The organism is Actinomycetospora straminea, from assembly GCF_028737255.1.
Taxonomy (GTDB): Bacteria; Actinomycetota; Actinomycetes; order Mycobacteriales; family Pseudonocardiaceae; genus Actinomycetospora; species Actinomycetospora straminea.
The window spans coordinates 192,530-216,717 of sequence record NZ_JAQZAN010000001.1 but is presented as its reverse complement, the minus strand read 5'-3'; the positions used below and the strand labels follow the sequence as shown (position 1 = coordinate 216,717).

Annotated in this window: 22 protein-coding genes; 13 read left to right on the top strand and 9 right to left on the bottom strand. The window is 72.4% G+C overall.

The annotated features are described in order from the left end of the window. Positions 1 to 101 precede the first annotated feature (101 nt). The 4 genes from PH190_RS01085 (at position 102) to PH190_RS01070 (ending at position 3,896) form a co-directional block, all read left to right on the top strand. Entirely contained in the window at positions 102 to 1,529 is a 1,428-nt protein-coding gene (locus PH190_RS01085; protein WP_274229656.1) for an O-antigen ligase family protein, read from the top strand. 53 nt (positions 1,530 to 1,582) lie between these two features. Beyond that, positions 1,583 to 2,269 carry a polysaccharide deacetylase family protein gene (locus tag PH190_RS01080; protein ID WP_274229655.1) on the top strand — a complete coding sequence of 229 codons (687 nt, stop codon included), beginning with the start codon at positions 1,583 to 1,585 and terminating at the stop codon, positions 2,267 to 2,269. Positions 2,270 to 2,457: 188 nt separating this feature from the next. Beyond that, positions 2,458 to 3,042 carry a glycosyltransferase gene (locus tag PH190_RS01075; protein ID WP_274229654.1) on the top strand — a complete coding sequence of 195 codons (585 nt, stop codon included), beginning with the start codon at positions 2,458 to 2,460 and terminating at the stop codon, positions 3,040 to 3,042. Beyond that, positions 3,030 to 3,896 carry a YveK family protein gene (locus PH190_RS01070; RefSeq protein WP_274229653.1) on the top strand — a complete coding sequence of 289 codons (867 nt, stop codon included), beginning with the start codon at positions 3,030 to 3,032 and terminating at the stop codon, positions 3,894 to 3,896. Before PH190_RS01075 ends, PH190_RS01070 begins: the two co-directional genes overlap by 13 nt. Before the next feature lie 36 nt (positions 3,897 to 3,932). Here the strand turns inward: PH190_RS01070 and PH190_RS01065 are convergent, their stop codons facing one another. The 3 genes from PH190_RS01065 to PH190_RS01055 form a co-directional block, all read right to left on the bottom strand. Continuing rightward, the gene (locus tag PH190_RS01065; RefSeq protein ID WP_274229652.1) at positions 3,933 to 4,892 is read right to left on the bottom strand and encodes a glycoside hydrolase family 26 protein; all 960 of its coding nucleotides are present in this window, start codon (positions 4,890 to 4,892) and stop codon (positions 3,933 to 3,935) included. Continuing rightward, complete coding sequence (locus PH190_RS01060; protein ID WP_274229651.1) at positions 4,892 to 6,142, bottom strand: carboxylate--amine ligase; 1,251 nt, start codon at positions 6,140 to 6,142, stop codon at positions 4,892 to 4,894. The genes PH190_RS01065 and PH190_RS01060 overlap by 1 nt, the downstream gene beginning before the upstream one ends. Positions 6,143 to 6,223: 81 nt before the next feature. Next, on the bottom strand, positions 6,224 to 7,759 hold the full coding sequence (locus PH190_RS01055; RefSeq protein ID WP_274229650.1) for a lipid II flippase MurJ: 1,536 nt from the start codon (positions 7,757 to 7,759) through the stop codon (positions 6,224 to 6,226). A gap of 1,499 nt (positions 7,760 to 9,258) precedes the next feature. Here PH190_RS01055 and PH190_RS01050 point away from each other — a divergent pair. Continuing rightward, positions 9,259 to 9,729 (top strand): hypothetical protein, encoded by a 471-nt coding sequence (locus PH190_RS01050; RefSeq protein ID WP_274229649.1) that lies wholly within the window; start codon positions 9,259 to 9,261, stop codon positions 9,727 to 9,729. Between the two features lies 1 nt (position 9,730). On the opposite strand, the gene PH190_RS01045 is transcribed toward PH190_RS01050, so the two are convergent. Then, the gene (locus tag PH190_RS01045; protein ID WP_274229648.1) at positions 9,731 to 10,696 is read right to left on the bottom strand and encodes an SGNH/GDSL hydrolase family protein; all 966 of its coding nucleotides are present in this window, start codon (positions 10,694 to 10,696) and stop codon (positions 9,731 to 9,733) included. A 233-nt stretch (positions 10,697 to 10,929) separates the two neighbouring features. On the opposite strand from PH190_RS01045, the gene PH190_RS01040 reads away from it, so the two are divergent. The 4 genes from PH190_RS01040 (at position 10,930) to PH190_RS01025 (ending at position 16,031) form a co-directional block, all read left to right on the top strand. After that, positions 10,930 to 11,112 carry a hypothetical protein gene (locus PH190_RS01040; protein WP_274229647.1) on the top strand — a complete coding sequence of 61 codons (183 nt, stop codon included), beginning with the start codon at positions 10,930 to 10,932 and terminating at the stop codon, positions 11,110 to 11,112. Between the two features lie 147 nt (positions 11,113 to 11,259). Beyond that, on the top strand, positions 11,260 to 11,991 hold the full coding sequence (locus tag PH190_RS01035; protein WP_274229646.1) for a hypothetical protein: 732 nt from the start codon (positions 11,260 to 11,262) through the stop codon (positions 11,989 to 11,991). Positions 11,992 to 12,056: 65 nt separating this feature from the next. Continuing rightward, a complete protein-coding gene (locus PH190_RS01030) occupies positions 12,057 to 14,282 on the top strand; it encodes a bifunctional polysaccharide deacetylase/glycosyltransferase family 2 protein (RefSeq protein ID WP_337993778.1) in 2,226 nt (741 codons plus the stop codon). Positions 14,283 to 14,453: 171 nt separating this feature from the next. Continuing rightward, positions 14,454 to 16,031 (top strand): lytic transglycosylase domain-containing protein, encoded by a 1,578-nt coding sequence (locus tag PH190_RS01025; RefSeq protein ID WP_274229645.1) that lies wholly within the window; start codon positions 14,454 to 14,456, stop codon positions 16,029 to 16,031. A 3-nt stretch (positions 16,032 to 16,034) separates the two neighbouring features. Here PH190_RS01025 and PH190_RS01020 read toward each other — a convergent pair whose 3' ends face one another. Beyond that, the gene (locus PH190_RS01020) at positions 16,035 to 16,841 is read right to left on the bottom strand and encodes a chitosanase (protein WP_274229644.1); all 807 of its coding nucleotides are present in this window, start codon (positions 16,839 to 16,841) and stop codon (positions 16,035 to 16,037) included. A gap of 196 nt (positions 16,842 to 17,037) precedes the next feature. Between PH190_RS01020 and PH190_RS01015 the strand changes: the two genes are divergently transcribed. Further along, the gene (locus PH190_RS01015) at positions 17,038 to 17,301 is read left to right on the top strand and encodes a hypothetical protein (RefSeq protein WP_274229643.1); all 264 of its coding nucleotides are present in this window, start codon (positions 17,038 to 17,040) and stop codon (positions 17,299 to 17,301) included. Between the two features lie 152 nt (positions 17,302 to 17,453). On the opposite strand, the gene PH190_RS01010 is transcribed toward PH190_RS01015, so the two are convergent. From PH190_RS01010 to PH190_RS00995, 4 genes are all read right to left on the bottom strand, one after another. Continuing rightward, on the bottom strand, positions 17,454 to 17,852 hold the full coding sequence (locus PH190_RS01010) for a VOC family protein (protein WP_274229642.1): 399 nt from the start codon (positions 17,850 to 17,852) through the stop codon (positions 17,454 to 17,456). 74 nt (positions 17,853 to 17,926) lie between these two features. Next, positions 17,927 to 20,689 (bottom strand): helix-turn-helix transcriptional regulator, encoded by a 2,763-nt coding sequence (locus tag PH190_RS01005; RefSeq protein ID WP_274229641.1) that lies wholly within the window; start codon positions 20,687 to 20,689, stop codon positions 17,927 to 17,929. Positions 20,690 to 20,725: 36 nt separating this feature from the next. Then, entirely contained in the window at positions 20,726 to 20,926 is a 201-nt protein-coding gene (locus PH190_RS01000) for a hypothetical protein (RefSeq protein WP_274229640.1), read from the bottom strand. Between the two features lie 131 nt (positions 20,927 to 21,057). Next, a complete protein-coding gene (locus PH190_RS00995; RefSeq protein ID WP_274229639.1) occupies positions 21,058 to 21,807 on the bottom strand; it encodes a sulfite exporter TauE/SafE family protein in 750 nt (249 codons plus the stop codon). Between the two features lie 104 nt (positions 21,808 to 21,911). Here PH190_RS00995 and PH190_RS00990 point away from each other — a divergent pair, with 104 nt between their 5' ends. From PH190_RS00990 to PH190_RS00980, 3 genes are all read left to right on the top strand, one after another. Next, on the top strand, positions 21,912 to 22,370 hold the full coding sequence (locus PH190_RS00990; RefSeq protein ID WP_274229638.1) for an ester cyclase: 459 nt from the start codon (positions 21,912 to 21,914) through the stop codon (positions 22,368 to 22,370). An 18-nt stretch (positions 22,371 to 22,388) separates the two neighbouring features. Then, a complete protein-coding gene (locus tag PH190_RS00985; protein ID WP_274229637.1) occupies positions 22,389 to 23,048 on the top strand; it encodes a TetR/AcrR family transcriptional regulator in 660 nt (219 codons plus the stop codon). Positions 23,049 to 23,111: 63 nt separating this feature from the next. Then, entirely contained in the window at positions 23,112 to 24,140 is a 1,029-nt protein-coding gene (locus PH190_RS00980; RefSeq protein WP_274229636.1) for an alpha/beta fold hydrolase, read from the top strand. Positions 24,141 to 24,188: the final 48 nt, after the last annotated feature.

The following is a 24,188-nucleotide window of genomic DNA, read 5'->3' as shown; positions in this document are numbered from 1 at the left end:
AGCAGGTGAGCAGCTCCGCCGCGGGCCGTGCCCTCGTGAACCTCCGCCACCGTGGGGAGCCCCCCGGCTCCCTGGCCTGCTCCTCGAACACTGCCGAGTCCGTGACCACGGACCTCCGGGTCGCAAAGGAAGACATCGCGGCGTCGGAAGTGAGTGCTCGCACACCGACGTCGTCCCGGCGCGCCCTCGTCCGCGCGACCCAGTTCCGCCGGCCGAGTCTCGTGGTCGCGGCCGTTATCTTCGGAGCGAGCTACGAGGTCAGCGTGGCCGGCGAGGACGCCTTCGGAGCGACGTTCGGTGACGGCCTCACCGTCGTGCTCGTCATTCTCGCGGCCGTCCTCGCGTTCCGGTCCGGCCGACCAGCGCTCGGTGTTCGCCCGGCGATGCTGCTGGCTGCCGTCGCGATCGCGACGAGCGCGTCGGTGCTGGCATCGACCGACACAAGCGAGAGCTTCATCGGCTACCTCCGATGGATGCAGCTATTCGTGCTCGTCCCCGCCGCGGTACTGATCGTCCACCGGGACTGCGTCGACGACCGGGTCATCACGGGCGCCTTCGTCGGGATGGCCGTCTTCCAGGGGGCGATCGGCCTGAACCAGTACCTCACCGGGACGGGAGCGTCGTACGACGGCAACCCCGTCCGAGCCACCGGCACCTTCGGCGCGTCCAACGTGATCAGCATGTCGACGGTGGTGGGCCTCGGGCTGGTCGCCGCACTTGGCGTCGCGCTCCGTACCGACCGTCCTTGGGTGCGTTGGATCGCGCTCGTCACCGCTCTCGGACTCGTCGCGCCGCTCCTGGTCTCGTTCAGCCGCGGGTCACTGATCGGCGTGATTGTGGCCGCCGTCGCCGTCACGGCGCTCGCCCGGCCTCGCGTCCTCCTGACCAGCGCCGTGACGGCTGTGTGCGTCGCGGCAATCGCCGTCCTCACCGCGACCCCCGGCACGCTCGACCAAGACGAGGGCGGAGTCGGTGCGCGCTTGGTCTCGATCACCGCCTCGACGTCGGAACGTGCCGACCAGTCCGTCATCGACCGGTATTCTTTGTGGGGCGCCGCGCTCGACATGTGGATGCGCCAGCCCGTGAGCGGGGTGGGGATACGGAGCTTCCCTGAGTATCGGGACACCGAGGCCCCGTTGAGCTTGTCGTCGTCGAGCGACACGGAGCAGGTGGGGCAGGGCTTCCATCGTCAGCAGCTGCTCAGTCCCCACAACATGTACTTGCTCGTCCTCGCTGAGCAGGGCGTGATCGGCGCCCTCGCCGTGGGCGCCCTCCTGGTCGGTCCACCGATCGTCCTGCTGTGGCGCAGGATCCGGGGAACGCTCGTTCGGCCATCGATCATGCAGTCGGTAACCTTTGGTATGTCGGTCTTCGTACTCGTCACGTTCGTGTACGGGGACATCGGAGGACCGAACAGCGCCGTCATCGCCGTCGTCGTCGGCCTCACCGTCAAGCACTCCTTCGGGACCAAGAGCGTCGATCAAGCAGGGCACCGTCAGGCCGAACCCCGGTGGAGGGCGACTCGATGAAGCAATGCCCGAGGTCTGCGCCGCGAGCACCGTGGGTGTGGATGTACCACTCGGTGGACGAGTACGTCAGCGATCCGCACAAGATCACGGTGAACCCCGGCCGGTTCGAAGAGCAGATGCGCGCTCTCGCGCGAGCCGGGCTGCGCGGCGTGAGCATGCGGGACCTGTTGTCGTCCCGCTCTCGCGCACGACTAGTTGGGTTGACCTTCGACGACGGATACAGCGACTTCGTCACGAACGCCGTGCCGATCCTCCAGCGGTTCGGGTTCACCGCCACGGTGTACGTCGTCGCAGGACGGCTCGCTCTGAGCAATGAGTGGGATCGGGACGCCCCGCGCAAAAGGATCATGAACGCGGACCAAGCGCGGGCGGTGGAGCTGAGCGGGATGGAGGTCGGCTCGCACACCCTCTCGCACGCGCACCTGCCCGCGCTCGAGCCAGACGAGGTGCATCGCGAAGTGACGGAGAGCCGCGCAATCCTCGAGGACGTGATCCGGTCCAGGGTGACCGGGTTCGCCTACCCCTACGGCGACGTCACGAGCCGTGAGGTCAACGCGGTGCGGGCGGCGGGTTACCAGCACGCCAGTGCTGTAAAGCATCAACCGGGCGCCAATGGAACCTTCGCCGTACCAAGGACATACATCGGCGACGTGGACGGGCCGCTGCGGTTGCTCGGCAAGCGCCTGCACTTCGAGTACTGGCGCGCGAGGGGGACGACCTGGCGAAGGTCATCCGCGTGATCACGGGCTTCGCGGCAGTAGACGCCGAGCAGGAACTCCGGTTGCTGTGCGCACACACACGTGCTGTGCGAGGCCGCGATGCTGATCAACGCGGGACCAGTCGCCAAAGCCATCGCCGCACGCGGGACCCCCGTCATCGACATCGCGATGCGGTCGAACCACGATCTCCACGCGCTCGGGTGTGCCACGTGAGGCTGATCCGATCAGTTCGGTACGACGGCGCCCACACCCTCCTGTTCACCACTCCCCTCGTCGCCGGGTGCGGGCGTCTCGTGTCGGGACAGCGATTCGATGTCCTGCTCGAGGCGATCGCGAAACGCCCGACCACTGAGGCCCTGTTGATCGGCTCCGGTTCCGCCGAGGGTGAGCTCCGCCGTGCGGCGCGAGAGTTCGGGATCGCCGACAGGGTGCACTTCACCGGCGAGGTCTCCGACGTGCCGGGGCTGCTCCCTGCCGCCGACATCCTGGCGTCACCGAGCCCCGAGGAGACCTACGGGCTCGCGATCATTGAACTACTCGCCTTCGGCCTCCCGGTCGTCTACGCCCCATGCCCGGCCCTCGAGGAGAGAGCCGATGCCTTCGGACCGTGTGCACGCAAGACAGAGCACAGTGTCGAATGCTTCGTCGAGGCCGTCGACGGCGTCCTCGCGATTCGTAAATTCCTCGCCGCCCCAGCCCGCGCTCCCTGGCCGATCGTCGACGTGTGCGAGATCCAGCGTATCGTGAGCGAGATCGAGCGCCTATACTCCCCCGACGAAGAATGGAGCAGGTGAGGATGTCGCCCGCCGGAGAAGCCCGTGTCGGCAGGGCCAGCCTGCTCGGTCGAGTCAGCATCGCCCTGATCATGTTCATCATCGGAGCGGCGGCCGGGGCTGTTTACTACGCCTCCGTACCTCGACTCTTCCAGGCGTCGAGTTATGTGGCCGTCACGCCGATCCTCGCCCAGAACACGGAGCTGGCCACCGGATTCACACAGGCCTACGGCAGGATTGCCACGGACCCGCAGGTGATCGACGTTGCGTCGCGGGCATCCGGAAGCTCCGCCGCCGATCTCCAGCGTCGCGTAACGGCTGCGACATCGCCCGACGCCCCGTTGATCGAGATCATCAGCACGGCGCGTGACGCGGGGCAGTCGGCGCGGGAGGCGAATGCCGTGGCCGGGGCGTTCGTGGACTTTGGGAACTCGAAGATCGCTGATACCGGCGTTCGGCTGTCCATCTTCGGCCGAGCCTCGGCGCCGACCGATCCGGCCTCGGCCGGAGTGGTGGCCTGCGTCGCCGTGGGCGCCGCGGCGGGGTTGTTGCTGGGCATCCTCGCGCTGGCCGCAGGCGCAGACAGGTACCCCCTACCGGCCGCTCTGCGCACGCTAACGAGTGGATCGACCAGGCGGCGAACGGCCGACGAGCCCGCCGGTGACCCCGCCGGCGCGGTCAGCGACGGCCGTGCCGACCATCAGCACGATCAACGCGCCGAGGCGGCGTCCACGTTTCACGTCGAAGCACGTCAGCGGTCGCACGCGGCCGACGAGACGACGGTCCGGGACATCCCGGTAACGGCGGAGGCCCGGAAGCCGCCGCTCGGCCCGGGGACACCGACGCCTCAACCCCGTCGGGATCGACGACGGTGACTGGCCGCGCCTTGATATGGGGCTCGATGCTCACCGCTAGCGATAGTGTTCGAGGTACGTGGCAGCTGAATCAGGGTGCGCATCGCACTGGTAGACACCGTGCGGACAATAGTCCGTGATGGTTTGGTAGACCGTCGGCTGGTCTTCCATCCACTCGAGCATCGCGCGCACGAACTCGGGCCTGTCGCCGTGCTCCTCGGAGAGTCCCCACTCCGGGAAGGAGACCGGCTTCCCGCGTTCACGAGCGAAAGCTGCGTGGTCGGCCAACCCGTCCGGCTGATCCCTGTAGTCGGTGAACGACGATCCCGGTTCCTGGTCGTACGAGTCCATGCCGATGATGTCGACGACATCATCACCGGGATAGCACCGCGTCCACGAGATCGAGTCCGTACCACGGCTCGCCGTGTAGTCGAAGCGGAACTCCTGCCCGGGCACGGACCGCAGGGCGGCAACGACCGATCGCCAGTACTTCTTCCACGCTTCTGGCTCGGGCGAGCACCTGTGCGTATAGGTCGATCCGTTCATCTCCCAGCCGAGCACCAGGATGGCGCGCTCCGCACCGAGATCGACCAGCCTCTCCCCCAATCGAGTGAAGCTCTGGTCGAACTCCCCCTGTACGCCCCGCTCGAGGAGGTCCTCGACCTCGCCGGCCTCTAGCGGAGGCTCGTTCGGGACGAGGAGGGGAACGTTGACCACCAGCTGCCGCGAGGCCTCCTGGCGAGCCCACGTCGCCCAGGGGCCGACGTACAGCTCCGGGTCCTCTATGTCGGACCACTGGTGGCCCGGCAAGTAGGTGTGACCGACCGTCGGTTGTTCAGCGTCCTCTCCCAACCAGCGGTCGTAGCCGTCGAACGCCTCGACTCCCTCCGCATCCGAGCCGAGGAAGGCACCGAAGGGCACACGCGCTTCCGCGCCGGGGTCGGCGTATGCACACCCGGTCGAGAGGATGACCATGATGACCATTGCGGCGATGAACGCAAACTGCAGGCGCGGCATCACCCTACACCCGCGTGCCGGTCCGACCTCCGGCCGCTCTCGAACACGAGCTGCGAAGCCTGCGCAGAGACAGGTCTGCGTGGGTGGCGGGACCGCGCCACGCGCCTCACCATTCGCAGACACATAAGGCCGAATGGGGCGAGGTCGTCGGCGGCGAACCACGCCAATTCTCCACGTTGCCTGACCGAATGCCACCAGTCTCCATAGCTCAGGCTCCGAGCGCGGAAGCCCTTGACCGCGGGCACCAGATCATAGCTCTCGACGAGCAGCCTACGGTCGACGTCCTGCGGGCGCTCGACGACCTTCCGTCCGGTGAGGTCCAGGTGGAGCGCAAGCGCGACGTCTAGACCGGCGGCGTCGCGGCCGAGCCGGAACTGAGCGCCGATCCGGGGGTTGACGTCGAGGAGCTTGTACTGGCCGTCGCGCGGGTCCTCGCGGAAGTCCATGTCCACGATGCCGCGGTAGCCGACGGCCGAGAGGAATCGCCGGACGAGGTCCACAAGATCAGGGTTGCTGCGCGCCCTCCCCAGCGTGGTCTGGCCCGCATCACTGGGGTACGACCTCTCCTTGATCCCGGTGAACACCGGTACTCCACGCGAGGACTCGTCGAAGTAGGCCGCCACGCCCCAGTCGTGCTCCGGAGCGTGCGGGATGTATTCCTGGAGGAGGATCTCACCCTCGCCCACGACGTCGGCGAGGAGGTCATCGAGCTCCGGACGAGAGCGGGCGACGGAAGCACTCAGGGCGGGTCCCGACCCGTTCACGACCCAAGGCTTTACCTTCTTCACCAACAACGGGAACCCCACGAGGTCCACGAAGTCCGCCACCTCCCGGGTGGTCATCGCGGTGACCGAACGCGGCGCCGGAACGTTGTGCGCGGCACAGAGACCGAGAAGGGAGTGCTTGTCCGCCAAGCTCCGGGGCAGGCTCCGAGGAGGTGCCGGGAAGCGGAAGCGCTGCCGTAGCGCATCGCCGTGCTCGGCGAGGAAGACGGCGCCCGCGTCGTCCGTCGGCAGCAGGACCGCCTCACGACCGATGATGTCCGACAGCCGCTCGAGCCCCGCGAGCAGCTCACCAACGTGATCCGCGCTCGGGTTCCAGAGAATCCGGCCATTGATGAACCTCGAACGCGCCGCGGGTGCCCACCGGTGTTCGTGGACGCTATAGACCGGCACGCCGTGGCGCCCCAGGGTGCGGATGACGCCGAGGCCGCCGTGGTGCATGACGTTGTGGTCGAGCTTCAACACCACGACTGGTGTGGTGGTGTCGAGGTCCAGCCCGAGTTGAGGAGCAGTAATGATGACACCCGTTCCTTCGAGAGCCGGCGACGATCAGGGCCCGGTATTGATGGACAAGTGTGATTCCTGACCGCGTCGAGAGCGCGGAAGGATGGAGCCGATCGGCGAGAAACGCCATTGGACCAGGACGACGGCGGTGAAGGCGAACAGCATGGCCGTCCCGACGACCACGGCGCGCACGGCCGGGTGGAGGGTCGCGGACCAGGCCACCGACAGCACGGCCGCCGCGGCCGCCACGCCGAGCGGTGGACCGGCCTGACCGGTGAAGCGGGCGACGCGGGCCAGTGGACGCTCCCGCGCCTGCAGGCCTGCGCCGCGCAGGAGCAGGATCGCGCAAACGGAGATGCCGACCGCGTTCGCGGCGGCGATGAGGGGAGCCGAGCTGACCAGGACCGCCACACCGGACAAGATTGCGGTGGCCACCAATCCGACTGTCATCGCGAGTGCTGGGTACCAGGTAGGGCCGGAGCGGCTGAAGAACGCTCGCGAGAAGATGTCGACTAGGACCTGACCGGCCAACCCCAGGACGTACAAGCGCAGGATGGCTGCCGTCGCCGCCGTGTCCTGCGCAGTGAACTCCCCTCGCTGGAGAAGGGCCTGGACAACTTCTGGGGCCACGACGAGGAGGAAGAGCGCGCCCAGGAGGGTCAGGCCCAGGATGAGCCGCACATCGGCGGACAGGCGGGCCCGGACTGCCGCCTGGTCGCCGGACGCCGAGGCGCGCGCGAGGAGCGGGAAGGTGACGATGGCAATGAGGAGGGTGATGTTCGTCGGCATCTGGCCGACCTTCTGCGCGTAGTTGAGCTGGGAGAGCGTCCCTGGCGCAAGGTAGGACCCGAAGAAGCGCTCGACAAACACCTGCGCTTGTCTTGTGAGCGTGTAGGTAGCGACGGGGATGAACGTGCCCATCGAGACCAACGTGGTCGACCGTGACCATGAGCGTGGCCGAGGGACTCGCGATACCGCGTTCGGCACCTGCACGAGGACCATCAAGATGCACCCGAGCACGAGACCGTAGGCCGCGCTCTCGACGCCGAGGCTGTCGTGGAAGCCGACCATCAGGGCCACGACCCCGGCATTGAACGCCAGGCTCACGGCGGCGGGGGCGCCAAAGACCTGACTTGCCCGCAATGCTGCGGTGAGGTAGCCGGCGACACCGATGATGAGCACCGTGACAGCGACGATGCGGAAGCACCGCACCGCCACATCGGGGTACTGCAGTCCCGGCGCGAGCAGGTCGACCAGCCACGGCGCGAGGACCACTAGAAGACCGGACACGAGCATGAGCGCCGCGAGGATGCGAGGGAACGTCGCATCGACGACTTCCTGGATGGCCAAGGTCGGACGCTCGGTCGTCAACGCGCGGCTGAACGCCGGGATCATGATGAGCGTCATGGCGCCCTGGACGAGCAGGGGCTGCGCCGTCTCTGGGACTGTCCACGCGACCAGGAACGCATCGGTAACGCCGGAGGCCCCAAAGTAACGAGCGATCGTCAAATCCCGGAAGAGGCCGAACAGGGTGCCCGCGACGACCAGCACGCCAGAGACGACCGACGCACGCAGGATCATCGAGGCCTTTCGCCTTCCGTCCGGTCGTTCGTGGGGTCAGCGATGCGTCGTTCATTAGGACATGCACTCGGAGTGCCCCGGCGAGCACCGAGTCCGTAGTGGCCCGTGCTCGTACAGGCGGTCAGCTCGGGCGCGCAGCATCCTAGCTCCGCGTACCCCCCGGTCAACCAGTGAGTAGTGTGCCACCGTCGAGAACCGCTCTCGAAAGGCCCGTGAAGCGGCTCGACCCTCCCTTGCTCCGTCGGGCTTGCCCGGCGAGGGCGGTGTGTCGAGGCAGTCGCAGGCCAACCGATAGGCGGCGACGAAGGACCGGGGAACCTCCATCCGGCGTCCCGTCCGGCCCGGGGGCCAGTCGTGAGAAACCTGCCTCCGGGCTGCCATGATGTCGAGCCGCCGGCGGCGTGCAGGGGTGGCCGTAGGCGCGGCGCCCGAGGATCGCGGCGAGGCGGACGCGGGCTTCCGCCGGCAGCCGAGACGCGCGTCCACCAGACTGCACACCGCGTCGTTGTCGAGCAGGTCGAGCGTGATCGATCCGTTCGACCGGCCCGAGTCGGCCAGCTCGGCGTGCGCGGGGACCCATGGGGGTGCGCCTCGGAGTCCAGGGCGAGGGCGCCGAGCAGCAGGACGAGCCCGTGGGGCAGGCCGAGGCGGGCGAGGAGTGCTGAGCACCCCGAGTGAAGACGAGTCCCGCGGGTGGACGTCATCGAGGGGCGCCAGCAGCGGGGTATCGGCGACGCGGCGGTTCAGTTCAACGTGCATGGCCGGTCTCGGCGCCGCTCGGGCACTGTGATCCCGAGCGGGCCGCTGGCCTCGTGCCAACCCGCGAGCGGGCCGAGCCCTCGGCCACGCTATCGCCGACACGGGTGCCGTCGCCCTCGGCGGCCGCCAGGGACGCGCGCGCTGCAGCACCATTATGCCGGCGATGACGACCTCCAACGAAGGCCCGAGCTTGGTCCTGATCTACCAATCCGTCGCGCAGGTCGCTGCTATCTCGCCGGACCCGACTATGTCGTTGTCCTTTGGGGAGTAATTCTTTCCGGGCGATCGTCGCTCGGAGAGGCGAACTCCGGCTCGCTTGTGAGGGCTTACCTGTTCTTCTGCGTCTCTTGCTGTCCAGTCGATCTTCCAGTCCGCTTAGGGTTCCTGCCTTCGCGACACCCGACTCCGCTGCTGCCGCCGGCGATCCTCGTAATAACGAGCTCCCACGGTGCTCGAGACAGGAGCCACCTCAAGGTCGGTCCTGTCGCAAGTACCCGGTCGGTTGGTCAGGAACGTCGGGCTACTCCAGGGCGAGGGCACTTCTCCAAGGCACGGCGTGGCGGAGTACTTGATCGACGTAGGGATCACACCGTCTCACATCCACGAGCCGATGATTGGGAGCAGAGGTCATCGACCAGGCACTGCGCGGCGCCGCCGTCGTCCCCGCCGGGGTGCCGCCGCCCGTTGGAGGACCCGTGCTGGTCCCACCCGAGTTGGTGGAGGCGAGCCGCCGAGGGTGCGTGCCCGCCACCGACGAGGAGTGGGACTGGATCGGCGAGCACCGGTCCGACCGCATCCGCGGGGTCGCGGTGGCGGTAGCGGTGGTCAGCGGGGCCGCCGGGGCGGTCACGCTCGTGCTGGTGCTCCTGGCCTACGGGCGGATGCCGTCGTTCTCGTCGTACCCACCCGGTCCCGCGGTCCTGGTCCTCGCTCTGCTCGCGCCGAGCGCCCTGCTGGTGACGGCGCTCGGCGCGGTGCTGCTGCGCCGGTGGGCGCGGGACGGGTTCCTGCTGGACAGCGGCGCGGTCCGGGCCCGGCGCGGGTCGGTCCTCGGTGTCCTGGTGAGCCTCGTCGCCGTCGCCGGCACCGCGGTGGTGACGCGCCCGCCCGTCGCCGACCTCGCGCCGGTGACCCTGCCGGCGCTGGTGATCACCGGCGTCGTGGCGGTGCTCTACCTCCTGCTGCTCCGGCGCCCGACCCGTCCGGGGTAGGTCAGGGACCGCCGACGGCGAGCGGGGCGTCGGGCGTCCGGACCGGGGCGCCCAGGTCGAGCTCCTCGGCGGCCCGGTCGGCCATGGCCTGCTCGCCGAGGGCGTTGGGGTGCACGACGACGGGGTTGGTGCCGCCGACGGCGGGCTCGACCCAGCGGGTGCCGATCGGCTGGCACGCGTCGTGGCCCTGCGACGCCGCGGTGACGTCGACGTAGGTCACGTCGGTGGCCGCGGCGGCGCGCCGGACGGCGTCGTTGAGGGTGGCCTGGATGTCGTTGATGTACGGGACGTCGCCGCGCGCGACCGGCATGACCGGGTAGCAGCCGTCCTCCTCGGGGAGGATCTGCAGGTAGCCGGCGATCGCGATCCGCGCGTTGGGGGCCGCGGCCTTGACCGTCTCCAGCGCCTCGACCAGCGACGGGTAGGTGACGTCCTCGATCGTGTCGGTGAACCGGTCCCCGTTCTGCTCCTCGCAGGGGTTGCCGGTGCCCAGCGTCAGCGCGGCGGCGGTCGTGCAGGCCTGGATGGTGCCGATGAAGACGCCGCTGTCGTTGCCGCCGATCGTCATCGTCACCACGTCCGTCGACGCGGACAGCGCCTCGACCTGCGGCGGGACGCCGGGGTACTGGGGCTCGGTGAAGTGCCGGGTCTCCGCGGCGCCGCAGGACACGTCGGTGAAGGCCTCGCCGTCGATGCCCCAGCGCGTGGCGAGGACGTGGCCCCAGTTGCGGGCCGACTGCAGGCACGGGGGTGGCGCGCCGGGCGCGGGCGGCAGGACGCCGCTGGCGGCGCTGTAGCTGTCGCCCATGTTGACGTACTCGACGACGTCGGCACTGCCGCCGCCGGGGTTCCCGCCACCGTGACCGTCAGCGCCGTCCGCGAGCGCTGCCGGGAGGCCGAGGGCCGTCAGGCCGACCGCGGCGACCAGCGTGACGAGTCCGCGCCGCAGGGGTCCGATCGGTGCCACGAGGTGCCTTCCCACCGGCCCGGTTGTCCGTCGATGCGGCGCGATCGCGCCGCTGGAGGGCCGCCTGTGATCCGGACAACGAGCGGGTCACGAGGACGTCACGCGATCGGACTACGGACACGCGCGTCCGGGGTTCGGCGTGGCGCGCGCGGCGAGTCGGGGCCGGTGCGCCAAGGTGTCCCGACCTGGGCTCGCGCTCGTGCGCCGGGGACGCCGTCGAGATGAGGAGTGGCATGCGCCAACGTCGCGGTATCTCGTTGGGGACCGCCCTCTACCTGATCATCGGTGTGGTCGTGGCCCTGTCCAACGGCTACGGGATCACCGACCTCTCCTCGTTGCTGTCCTTCCTCCTGGCCATGTTCCTGTGGCCGCTCGTCCTGCTCGGGATCGACCTGAACATCAATCTCGGGGCCTGAACGTCACCGCTCCGCGGCCCTCGATGATCGAATCACCCGAACGAGTGGCTACTACTCCGTAGCACTCCGTCGCCGCACTGACGATGAGTGATCGACGAGACCCACTTGAGGTCTCGCGGCGACTCAGCGGTGATTCGGGGGATGGCCATGAGCGAGGGAGAGCGCCCGCGCGGTCCGGTGTTCGTGGACGTGACGGGGCGACGTCGCCGCGGGGTGACGGTGATCGGCTACCTCGGGGCCTCGGCGGCCACGGCGTACCTCGCGGCCTTCGGGATCACGATCGGCACGACGGCCGGGCAGCTGCACACGACCGGCGCCACCTTGACGCCGAGCCCGGTCACCGCGGACGAGGGTGTCGACGACGCGGTCGGCGAGCCGATCGAGGCCACCGACACCGTGGTCGAGGTGGCGGACGCGCAGGACCACGGTTCGCGCCCGGCGCAGCACCGCGAGCGGGAGGCGGCCGACCGCACCGTGTCCGCGCCCGCGCGCGCCGCGCTGGTGCCGCTGCGGGAGGTGACGCCGCGGGCCGCGGCGAGCGCGCCGCGTCCCGCGGCCGCTCCCGCGCCAGCAGCTCAGCTCTGGCCGGTCGCGCAGACGGCCCCGCCGGTGGGCGGGGCCACCCCGGCCGGGTCGTCGTCGGGCGGCACGACCACCGGTGGCACGACCGGGGGCGACACGTCGACGGGTGGCACGACCGGGGGCACGTCGGGCGGCGCCACGGGTGGCACGACCGGCGGCACGACCGGCGGCACCGCGACGCCCGGGGGCACGGGCAGCACGGGAGACACGGGCAGCACTGGCAGCACCACCACCCCGACGCCCGGGGCCACCGTGACCGACCCGGCCACCGCCGACGTGCTCGCGATCGGGGCCTGACCGTGTCCCGACACCGCTCCGCCGCCCACGGAGCCGCGACCTCCAGGGCCCGGGACCTCCCGCCCGTGCGCCACCCGCACCGTGCCCCGGTCACCGACGCGGGTCGGCGCCGGGTGCGGCCCCGCGCCGGCGTGCTGCTCGTCGTGGTGGCGCTGCTGATGTTCGGCTGCCTGCTGGTGGTCAACGGGCTCGCCCGCTCGGAGGTCGGCGTCGACGCCACCGGCGGGCACGCGAGCGCGGGAACCCACGACGAGGTGCCGGCGGCGATCACCGGCGGCGGGCCGGTCGTCGACGCCCGCGGCGCCACCCCGGTGAGCGCGCGGATGCCGGCGCGCACGATCTCGCTGACCTTCGACGACGGCCCCGACCCGACCTGGACCCCGCAGATCCTCGAGGTGCTGCGCCGCCACCAGGTGCCCGCGACCTTCTTCGTCGTCGGCTCGATGGCCGCCCAGCACCCCGACCTGCTGCGCGACATCCGCGCGGCCGGCTCCGAGGTGGGCGTTCACACCTTCACCCACCCCGACCTGTCCGCAGCCTCGGACCTGCGCATCGACCGCGAGCTCTCCGAGACCCAGCTGGTGCTGGCCGGGGCGCTGGGGGAGTCGAGCTACCTGCTGCGCCCGCCCTACTCGTCGACGGCCGACGCGGTGGACGACGACGCCCTGCGCTCGTTCCGGGCGGCCGGCGCCGACGGCTACGTCACCGTGCTCTCCGACGTCGACAGCCGCGACTGGGAGCGGCCCGGCGTCGACGCCATCGTCCGCAACTCGATCCCGGCGAACGGCACCGGCGGGATCGTGCTGCTGCACGACGCGGGCGGCGACCGGTCGCAGACCGTGGCCGCCCTCGACCGCCTCATCCCCGAGCTCCGGGCGCAGGGCTACCGCTTCGAGGTCCCCGAGGCCGCGGTGGGGCTGCCGCTGGACAACCAGCCGGTCGGCACCGTCGACCAGCTCCTGGGCAGCGTGCTCATCGGCCTGGTCGCGATCGCCGGGGTCGTCGTCGACGCCCTGACGTGGCTGCTGGTGGTGGTCGGCGTGCTCGTCGTCGCACGGCTGGTGCTGATGCTCGTCGTCGCCGTCCGGCACCACCGTCGCCGGCACCGGCCCGGGTTCACGTGGGGTCCGCCCGTCACCGCGCCGGTGTCGGTGATCGTCCCGGCGTACGACGAGAAGGAGAACATCGCCGCGACGGTGCGCTCGCTGGCCGCGTCGACGCACCGGGTCGAGGTGATCGTCGTCGACGACGGCAGCACCGACGGCACCGCGGAGATCGTCGAGGCGCTGGTCCGGGCTGAGCGGCTGCCGAACGTGCGGGTGGTGCGGCAGGCCAACGGCGGCAAGCCGGCGGCGCTGAACACGGGCATCGCGCACGCGCGCCACGAACTGGTCGTCATGATCGACGGCGACACCGTCTTCGCGCCCGAGACCGTCGGGCGGCTCGTGGCGCCGTTCGCGGACCCGTCGGTGGGCGCGGTCGCGGGCAACGCGAAGGTGGCCAACCAGGCCCAGGGGGGAGTCTGGCGCAGCCTGATCGCGCGGTGGCAGCACATCGAGTACGTCATGGGCTTCAACGTCGACCGCCGCGTCTACGACGTCCTGCGCTGCATGCCGACGGTGCCGGGCGCGATCGGGGCGTTCCGGCGGCGGGTGCTGCTCGAGGTCGGCGGGGTCAGTGACGACACCCTCGCCGAGGACACCGACCTGACGATGGCGGTCTGCCGCAGCGGCTGGCGCGTGGTCTACGAGGAGACCGCCACGGCGTGGACCGAGGCGCCCGCGACCCTCGGCCAGCTCTGGCGCCAGCGCTACCGCTGGAGCTACGGGACGATGCAGTCGATGTGGAAGCACCGCCGCGCGGTGCTCGAGTCGGGCGCGTCGGGGCGCTTCGGGCGGGCTGGGCTGGGACACCTGGCGGTGTTCCAGGTGCTGCTGCCGCTGCTCGCGCCGCTGGTGGACATCTTCCTGGTCTACGGGCTGCTCTTCCTCGACCCGGTGACGACGCTGGTGGCGTGGTCGGCGGTGCTCGGGGTGCAGCTCGCCGCCGCGGTGATCGCCTTCCGGCTCGAGCGCGAGCCGCTGGGTGTGCTGTGGCTGCTGCCGCTGCAGCAGGTGGTGTACCGGCAGCTGATGTACGCGGTGCTGATCCGGTCGGTCGTCACGGCGGCCGGCGGCATCCGGCTGGGGTGGCAGAAGCTGCGGCGCGTCGGCGGGCTGGATGTGCACCTCCCGCCGACCACCGCGCCGGCGGACCACCCTCGCCAGCTGGTGGTGCTGAGCCGGCGGTGAGGACCACCCGTCGGTGGGGTGGCGGGGCGTCCGGGTAACGACGAGCATCGGCGGGCCGACTCCCGCCGTGAGCCGGCGGCGCGTCGGCGGTTCCGGGGGGAACGCGTGGATCGGTCATCGGGGGGCGGTGCGCACCGGGCGCGCCGTACGGCGGCTGTCCGTCGACGTCGGGTGGCGGCGTGGGCGGTGCTCGCCGTGCTGCTGGCGTCGCTCGCCGCCGCCGGATCGCGGGAGTCGGCGACGACGGTCGCGGCCCTGCCGCCGCCCGACACCAGCCCGCTCGGCGCCACCGGCCGGCTCCCCGACCACCTCCTGCCCGGGCCCGCACCCGAGCTCGTCCTGCCCGACGTCGGTGTGCCGGCCTTCCCCGAGCACCCGGGCATCCCCGGCGAGGTGCTGACCGCCTACCACGGCGCCGCCGAGCAGCTGGCGCAGAGCGCGCCGTCGTGCCGGCTGTCGTGGTCGCTGGTGGCGGGGATCGGCAAGGTCGAGTCCGACCACGCGCGCGGCGGCGCCATCGACGCCACCGGGACGACGCTGTCGCCGATCCTCGGGCCGCGGCTCGACGGCACCGGCGCCAACGCCGCGATCGTCGACACCGACGACGGCCTCCTCGACGGCGACAACGTGTGGGACCGGGCCGTCGGGCCCACCCAGTTCATCCCCGGGACGTTCGCGACCTACGGCGCCGACGGCAATGCCGACGGCCGCGCGGACCCGGACAACGTCCACGACGCGACGGTGTCGACGGGCCGCTACCTGTGTGCCGGCGGGCTCGACCTGGCGAATCCGGGCCAGCTGCGCGCCGCGGTGTTCCGCTACAACCACTCCGACAGCTACGTCGACACGGTCTTGCGGTGGGCCGCGCTCTACGACGGCGGCGTCACCGTGCTGCCCGACGACCCGTCGGGGGCCGCGGACCTGGCGCTCGCGGGGGACACGGCCTCGTCCTTCCCGGTGGACGGCGCGCCGGAGGGGGTCGCGCCGGAGGGGTTCGCGGAGCCGGGGCCCCTCGACGCGCCCGTCGCGCCGGAGCCGCTCGCGCTGCCAGAGGTGGGGACAACGCCGATCGTGGTGCCGGCCCCGCCGGTCGTGCCGGCGCCTCCGGGTGAGGCGTCGCTGGGGGTCGTGCCGCCGCCGGTGGGTGAGGCGACCTCGCCCTCGGCGAACGGCACGACCACGCCCGATGCGACGGGCACGAGCGCGGCGGGCACGACGACGCCGGGCGCGAGCACGAGCGGCACGGCCCCGACGGGAACGACCACGACCGGCACGACCACGACCGGCGCCACGTCCACCTCGCCGCCGGTGAGCTCGCCCGCCAGCCCGACGTCATCGACGACCACGACGCCGCCCACCACGAGCACGACGACCCCGCTCACCACGAGCACGACCACGACGCCCCGGCCGGCGGCGGTCCCGCCGGGGCTCTGCGCACGCGCCTTCGACCCGACGGCCGTGGCACGGGCGATCGGCGTCCCCGCCGAAGGGCTGGACGTCGCCTCGAGCGGCTCGGGGACCTCCGTGACCTGCACCGTCACCGGCGGGTCGACGACCCTGTTGACCGCGACGATCACGTCGACCGCGAGCAGCGCGGCGGCGCAGGAGCGGGCCGAGGCGCTCGACGGGTCGGACGCCCGCACGCTCGTGGCGGCCCGGGGGACCCTCGTGGTCGAGGTCCGTGCGACCGCCGCGGGGGGCGACCCGGCGCCCGACGGCCTGCGGACCCTGGCGGACCGCGTCGCGTGAGTCTCAGGCGAGGCTGAACCGGTCGCCCGCGAAGTCCCACGTCAGGGGCGTGTCCAGCTCGAAGCGCCGCTTGCGCAGCAGGGTCTCGAGGGTGTCGACGCGCGGGATGGATTCCCGCCACACCTCGGTCGTCTCCTCGTTCGCCGGGTCCTGCAGGTGGGCGCGGCGGACCTGGAGGAAGCGGCCGAGCCAGGTGGTGGGGTCGGGCTGGGCGCCGGTCTCGGTGATCAGCGCCTGCAGCCCGTCGGGGCCGCCCCGCCCGTGCTGGACGGCGGTGTCGAGCACGACGAGCTGGCCCAGCCCCGTGACCTGCCCCGCGCCCCGCGCGAGGTCCATCGCGGGACGGAAGTACAGCTCGTCGTAGACGGCGTCCTGGGCCTGGTCCAGCCGCGGGTCGGTCTGCGACGTCGTGCGCCACACGTCCTCGAAGCCGTCGAGCCCGCGCGTGCTCGACCCGCCTCCCGCGGCGTCGATCCGCTCCAGCGGCCGCACGAACCGGGTCAGCGGCGTCGCCCCGCCGGCGCTCGCCTCGTACCGCCGCACCACGAGCAGCAGGTCGCGGGTGCCGCTGGTGAACCCGGCGCGGCCCGCCGTGATGCCCCGGCCGTCGCCGAGACGCTGGGCCTGCGCGTAGGGGAGGTCGACCGTCGAGTTCTCGAACGTGCTGATGACGGCGTCGGCGACCCGGCGGCGCTGGGGGTCGAGGAGACCCTCGGGACGGGCGGCTACCGCGTCCGGGGTGCTGCAGGCACCCAGGGCGACCGCCGCCAGCGCGCTCGCGACCAGGAAGCCGCGGCGACTCGTCCTCACGCGGGGACCCGCTCGATCACCGGCGTCACGGTAGGCCATCGAGGGGAGCAGCAGGAGCCGCGGTGCCGGCGCCGGTGTCACCGCTTCGTGATAGCACCGCTGCCCTGATCGAGGCGCGGAGGCCCCATCATGGGTCCTCGACTCGTCACGGGGGGTGACGGGCGGGGGAGGGGTCGCGTGGCGACCCCTGACGGCCGTGGGGGCGACCGTGGCGACGTCGACGCTGTGGTGGGTACTGGGCGCGGTCGTGCTGTGGTTCGTCGTCGGCGCGGTCGTCGCGCTCGTCGTGGCGCGGGTCCTGGCGAACGTCGAGGCCGCCGAGGTCGGGTCCTCGCGCGCCCACGGCTGGCCGGGCGAGTCGGAGGGTCCCGCGGTGCCCGCTCCGCGGGACGGCGCGCACGACGAGGCGGAGGAAGCCGCTCACCGGCGGTCGCGCGGGCAGGCGCCGACCGAGGGGTGAGCACGCCCGGCTCCGGCGGCTCCCCCCGAGCCGCCGGAGCCGGGAACGCGGAGCCGGTGCCGACGCCCCCCGACGTCGTCCCCGCGCCACGCCGTCCCGCGCCCCCCGGCGCCTCTCCGACGTGTGCACCGCGCTCCGCGGCCGTGCTGGACTCACACCCCCACGTGCACCAGCACCAAGGGGACGTCGTCCGGATCCCGGAACACGAGGTAGGCGTACGGCTCCGGCTCGCCGACGTCGACGACGCCGCCGTGCGCGATCCCGAGGCCGTCGAGCCACGTCGCCCACGTGTCGAGCTGCGAACGGCTCGCCACCGAGAAGCCGGTGTGGCTGTGACGCCGGCCGAGGGCCGGGGCCTTCAGCTGGATCGCGACCCCGGAGTCGGGGTCGGACAGCACGACCGTCTCCGTGCCCTCGTCCTCCGGGCACGGCGCCGTGGTCCGGGTCAGACCCAGCACCCGCTCGTACCAGGCCGCGCTGGTGTCGACGTCCGTGATCGCCGGGGAGTAGTGGTGGAACCCGGTGAACTGCGGCCGTTCGGTGCCGATCACCGTCTCCACCTCCTCCGACCCGAGTACCTTCCGTGTTCGCTCATCACTCTGTCGAGTGATGGTTGAGCGCGGTACTAGGGAGGTCCCTCGCCTGCGTCGCGACGCCGCGTGAACTCCGCGGCGAGCTCGGTCCGCGAGCGCACGCCGAGCTTGCGATAGATCCGCGTCAGGTGGGCCTCGACGGTCTTGCGCGAGACGAACAGCGCCGACGAGGTCTCGACGTTGGAGAGCCCTTCGGCGACGGCGCGCGCGACCTGGAACTCCTGCGGGGTGAGCGACTCGAGCCTGTTCTCCTCCGCCGCCTCGGGCACCGCGCCGCGGTGCCCGGTCGCGGCGAGCTCCGTCCGGGCACGCTCGACCCACGGGCGGGCGCCCAGCGCGGCCAGCGCGCCCTCCGCCTCGAGCAGCAACGGGCGGGCCGCGCCGGGACGCCGCCAGCGCCGGCGGACCTCGGCGTGGGCGAGCAACGTCCGGGCGCGCTCGTAGGGGGCGACCAGGCGGGCGTGGGCGCGGTGCGCGGCGGCGAACCAGTGCTCGGCCTGCTCGCGGTCGTCGGCGAGCAGGCCGCGCCCGCGGGCCGCCATCGCCTCGGCGTACGCCGACCCGGTGCGCTGCGCGTTCGCGGCGACCCAGGCCACGGCGTCCTCGGCGGCCGCGCGGTCGCCGCTGCGGGCGGTGGCGTCGACGAGGTCGCCGGCGAACGGGATGGCGACGTCGCAGACGGACCCCTGGCGCTCGACGAGGGTGCGGGCCCGGGTGAGGTGGGCCATGGCGGTCGGGACGTCGGCGACGGCGAGGGCCGCGGCACCGAGGGCGGCGGCGGCGTAGCCGTGGAGGCTGGCGACGCCGAGGGAACCGGCGATGCGCAGCCCCTCCTCGGCGTGCTCGCGGCTCGTCCCGACGTCGCCGCGGGCGGCCTCGAGGCGGGCGAGGAGCGTCAGACCGAAGGCCTTGCTGTGGCGCTGGCCGAGCTCGTCGGCCCACGCCACGGCCTCCGTGACGTCGGCGTACGCGGCGGGCCAGCGCCCGGCCCACCAGTCGATCTCGCCGCGCACCCCGAGGGCGTAGGCCAGGAGCAGCGGAGCCCCGGCCCGCCGCGCGGTGGTCGCCACGGGGCTGACGAGACGGCGCCCGTCCTCGGGCCGCTCGAGGTACACGGCGGCCTGCGCCCCGCCGGCCAGCGCCGCCGCGTCCCACAGCGGGTCGGCGTCGTCGGCGCGGCGGAGGAAGTCATCGAGCAGGGCGTTCGCCTCGTCCCACCGTCCCCGCAGCGTGTAGGTGTGGCAGATCTCGGTGAGCGTCACGAAGTCGGCGTCGACGGGCAGGGCCCGCGCGCGGTCGGCGACCGACTCCGCCTCGCGCAGCCGCGCCAGCATCGTCAGCGGCATGATCGCCTCGCCGTGGAGGCGCATCGCCGCCCGCGTGTCGAGGGGCTGCACGGCCTCGGCGGTCCGGAGAGCGAGGTCCACCGCGCGCGTCGGGTCGAGCCAGGTCAGCGAGCGGGAGCGGACGACCTCGACCTCGGCGGCGAACCCGACGTCGTCGCGGAGGGCGAGCGCTTCCTCGCACCAGCGGACCGCCTGCTCCGCGCCCCCCGACAGCGACGAGTCGGTGGCCGCGGCGAGCAGGCGCTCGGCGCGCCGCGTCGGGTCGGCGGTGAAGTCCGCGGCGCGCGCCCAGGTCCGTGCGGCGGCCAGGAGACCCGCGCGCTGGCGGGCGGTGTGCGCGGCCTCGACGAGACGGGTCGCGAGGTCGTCGTCCGGCGGTTCGGTGGCCTCGGCGAGGTACCAGACCGCGAGGTCGGGCGGGGCGTGGCGGGCGAGGCCGTCGAGCACACGGCGGCGGAGCGTCCGCGAGGTCCGGGCCGCGACCAGGGGCCGGAGCAGGCCGTGGCGCAGGCACGCCTCGTCGCCGTCACGCGTCACGAGCCGCCGGCGTTCCGCGGGGAGCAGGTCGTCGTCGGCGATCCCGAGGTCGGCGAAGACGGGGTCGAGCTGCTCGCGGGACGTGGTCCGGCCGAGGGCGAGCACCGCGAGCGCGGTCCTGCTCGCGGTGGGGAGCGCGTCGATCGCGGCCGACCAGGTGCGCTCGAGCGCCGAGCCGGGCGGCAGCGCCGGCGTCGCCGCGTCGCCGGGGACGAGGAGCTCGGGGCCGGCGGCCCGCGCGATCTCGACGACGGCGAGCGGGTTGCCCGCGCACCGCTCCACGATCGTCTCCACGACCCGCGGCGACGCCCGCACCGGCAGCGCCGCCACGAGCTCCCGGCTCTCGTCGGGCGTCAGCGGGGGGAGCTCGATCGTCGGCAGCCGCCACACCGCGGGGTCGACGGGCACCTCGGAGCGCACCGACAGCACCAGCGCGATCCGTTCCGGGGCGAGGCGCCGGGCGACGAACAGCAGGACCTGCTGGGACGGCGCGTCGATCCAGGGGAAGTCGTCGACGACGAGCAGCAGCGGCTCGTCGTCGGCCGCGGCGGCGAGCGTCGCCAGCGCGGCCGCGCACACCGCGAGCGGGCTCCCGACGACGCCGGCGCGCAGCGCCAGCGCGACCTCGAGCGCCTCCCGCTGCACGTCGGGCAGGCCGTCGGCGTGCTTCATCAGCGGGAGCAGCAGGTCGGCGGCCGCCGCGAACGGGAGCACGGCGTCGCCCTCGACCCCGGCCGTGCGCAGCACCCGGCGCGTCGACGCGGCCGCGACCTCGTCGAGCAGCGTCGACTTCCCGCTGCCCGGCTCGCCGGCGAGGACCGTCACGGTGCCGTCGCGGCGCCGCGGGTCGACGGCGGCGGCGAGCTCGGCGCGCTCGTCGGCGCGACCGATCACCTCGGGCTCGGCGGGCACGGCACCTCCTCACGGCCCATCTTCGTGGTCGATGCGTCACACGGACAGATCCCGCGTGCCGGTGGCGCGGAACGTCACCGACGTCCGGCGTCCCTCGCGCGGGCCGTCGACGGCGTGCAGCGGCCGGCCGTCCTCGACTCCGGCGAGCCCCGGCCCGCGGAGCAGGACGAGGCTCCCGGTGCCGGCCTCCCACGCCCGCACGGTCGTGCCCGCGCGGTCGGAGCACTGCCGGAGCACGGACCGACCGCGTCGTCGACGTCGTCGACCCGTGTCCCGAGGACACGGGTCGTGCGCGCCCCCGGGGGCAGCGGCCCCGTGGCCCACGGTGTCGCCGACAGGGCTCCTCGGCGTCGTCGTCGACGGGACCGTCACTCCGTCACCAGCCGCACGATCGCCACGAGCCCCACGACCACGATCACCGCGCGCAGGACCGTGGGGGACAGGCGCCGGCCGACCCTCGCCCCGAGCAGCCCGCCGATCGTCGAGCTCACGGCCAGGATCGCGACGACCGGCCAGCTGATCGGGGCCACGACGGCGTAGACGGCGCCCGCGACGACGTTGACCACGGCCGCGAGGACGTTCTTGTAGCCGTTGAGCCGCTGGAGGGGCTCGGTGAGCAGCAGGCCCATGACGCCGACCAGCAGGATCCCCTGCGCGGCGGTGAAGTACCCGCCGTAGACGCCGACGAGGAAGATCAGCGGGTAGAGCGGCCAGGTGCGGCGGGAGGCGGCCGGGGTCCGTGCGAGCCGGCGGGTCAGCACCGGCTGGACCACCACGAGCACCAGCGCGATCCCGACGAGGAACGGCACGATCGTCTCGAAGGCGTCCTCGGGCAGCGAGAGCAGCAGCGCCGTGCCGCCGATCGCCCCGAGCGCCGAGCACACCGACCACGCCACGAGCTGGCGGCGGGCGCCGGTGATCTCGTGGCGGTAGCCCCACGCGCCCGTGATCGAGCCCGGGACCAGGCCGATCGCGTTCGACGTCGTCGCCGTCACCGGCGGGTAGCCCAGCGCCACGAGCACGGGGAACGTGACGAGCGTGCCCGACCCGACCACCGTGTTGATGGTCCCCGCCCACACGCCGGCGACGGCGATGAGCACCGCGTGCCACAGCGTCACGCCGGGACCCTAGGACCGGCCGGCGTCCCCGGCCCGGTGGAACGGCGACCCCGGTTGCTCCATGATCGTGGCGGTGCCGCCCGGATTCGGTCGAACCTCGTTCCATGACGAACACACAGACCATGACCACCGCCGAGGCCCTCGCCCGGCAGGTGATCGCGCACTTCGAGGCCGGCGAGATCGAGCGCATCGGTGACCTCGTGACCGAGGACTTCGTCGACCACGGCGCCCCGCCCTGGATGCCGCGGGGACGCGAGGCCTACGTCACCACCATGCGGTGGCTCAAGGACGTGCTGCGCATCCGCTACGAGATCCGCCAGGTGGTCGCGCAGGGCGACCGGGTCGCCGCGCGGGCGATCGTGCACGGCGTCTCGACGTCGGACCACCTCGGCTTCCCGCCGACGGGCCGGCCGTTCGCGATGGAGACGATGCACCTCTACGTCGTGCGCGACGGGCGGCTCGCCGAGCACTGGGGTGTCCGCGACGAGCTCGGTGCGCTGTGGCAGTGCGGGGCGCTGCCGACCCCCGCGCCGCCCGCGGAATTCCTGTCCGCAGGCGCCTGAGCAGCGCAGACTGCTGTGGTGACCGAAGTCCCTGGCCGGGGGCGTCCGTCGCCCCCGGCCCACGCGCCGCGCGCCGAGCAGGTCCGCGAGACCCGCCGTCGTGTCCTCGACGCGGCGCGCGACCTGTTCGTGCGCCGCGGCTACGCGGGGGCGACCGTCGACGCAATCGCCCACCGCGCCGGTGTGAGCACGCAGACCGTCTACAACGTCGTCGGTGGCAAGGCCGAGGTCCTCAAGGCCGTCTACGACGTGGCACTGGCGGGCGACGACATCCCGGTGGCGATGACCCAGCGCCCGCACGCCGTCGCGATGCGCTCGGCGCCGGACGCGGCGACGGCGCTGGCGATCTACGCGCAGGTCGGGCGACTCATGCTCGAGCGTGCCGGGCCGCTGCTCGTCACCGTGTACCTCGACGCGCCGCAGCTGGATCCGCAGGTCCGGGCGTTCGTCGAGACCATCGAGGCGGAACGCCGTACCGGCACCGGGGTCGTCGCGGGCTGGCTCGCCGAGCGTTTCGGGCTGCGCGAGGGCGTCACCGTCGCCGAGGCCCGCGACGTGCTGTGGACGCTCCTCGCTCCCGAGACCGCGCACCGGCTCGTCGATCTCTGCGGCTGGAGCCCCGCGCGCTGGGAGGCGTGGATCGCGCGGACCGCGACCGAGGCCCTCTGCGGGTCTTGACGCGCGCCACGGCCGGACTAGTTTCCGAGGAAACGATCTGACCCGGCGACGACGGGAGCGTCCATGCCGATCCCCACCGACCACCAGATCTTCGAGCTCGGCGACGTCGTCCTCCAGGACGGGCTGACGCTGCGCGACGCGAAGCTCGCCTTCCAGACCTACGGCACGCTGAACGGCGACAAGAGCAACGCCGTCGTCTACCCGACCTGGTACTCGGGCCGGCACACCGACAACGAGTGGCTCATCGGCACCGACAAGGCGCTCGACCCCGACGAGCTGTTCATCATCGTGCCCAACATGCTCGGCAACGGGCTCTCGTCGTCGCCGAGCAACACCCCGCCGCCCTACGACCGCGCGCGGTTCCCCCACGTCTCCTTCTACGACCAGGTCGAATGCCAGCACAAGCTGGTCACCGAGCACTTCGGCATCGAGACCCTGCAGCTCGTGACGGGCTGGTCGATGGGGGCGGGGCAGACCTACCAGTGGGCGGTCAGCCACCCCGAGATGGTCCAGCGGGCGGCGCCGTTCTGCGGGTCGAGCGTCACCAGCCCGCACAACCGCGTCTTCCTCGAGTCGATCACCGCCGCGCTGCGCGCCGACGCCGCCTTCGCCGAGGGCTGGTACCGGGAGCTGCCCGAGAAGGGCGTCCGGGCCTTCGCCCGCGTCTACGCGGGGTGGGGGTTCTCGCAGGCCTTCTACTGGCAGGAGGAGTGGCGACGTCTCGGCTACTCGTCGCTCGAGGACTTCCTCGTCGGGTTCTGGGAGGGCTTCTGGCTCGACGAGCGCGACCCGAACAACCTGCTCGCGATGGCCTGGACATGGTTCCACGGCGACGTCGGGCAGACGCCCGGCTTCGGCGGCGACACCGTGGCGGCGCTGAGCTCGATCCGCTGCCCGCTGCTCTCGATGCCCGCGGAGAAGGACCTGTACTTCCCGCCGGAGGACGAGCAGTGGGCCGCCCAGCACATCCCGCGCGGGGAGGTGCGGGTGATCCCGGGCGTGTGGGGCCACTTCGCGGGCGGCGGGCTGTGTCCCGAGGACACGGCGTTCATCGACCGCGGCCTCCGCGACGTCCTGGCGATGGACCCCTGATCACCCGGTCGGTGACCTGACGCCTCCGGTCGGCGGCGCACCGGGAGG

Coding starts and splice junctions, on each gene's coding strand:
- PH190_RS01070 (WP_274229653.1), top strand. CDS start 3,030: ATGGAGCAGGTGAGGATGTCGCCCGCCGGAGAAGCCCGTGTCGGCAGG.
- PH190_RS01065 (WP_274229652.1), bottom strand. CDS start 4,892: ATGCCGCGCCTGCAGTTTGCGTTCATCGCCGCAATGGTCATCATGGTC.
- PH190_RS01055 (WP_274229650.1), bottom strand. CDS start 7,759: ATGATCCTGCGTGCGTCGGTCGTCTCTGGCGTGCTGGTCGTCGCGGGC.
- PH190_RS01040 (WP_274229647.1), top strand. CDS start 10,930: ATGCGCCAACGTCGCGGTATCTCGTTGGGGACCGCCCTCTACCTGATC.
- PH190_RS01035 (WP_274229646.1), top strand. CDS start 11,260: ATGAGCGAGGGAGAGCGCCCGCGCGGTCCGGTGTTCGTGGACGTGACG.
- PH190_RS00990 (WP_274229638.1), top strand. CDS start 21,912: ATGACGAACACACAGACCATGACCACCGCCGAGGCCCTCGCCCGGCAG.
- PH190_RS00980 (WP_274229636.1), top strand. CDS start 23,112: ATGCCGATCCCCACCGACCACCAGATCTTCGAGCTCGGCGACGTCGTC.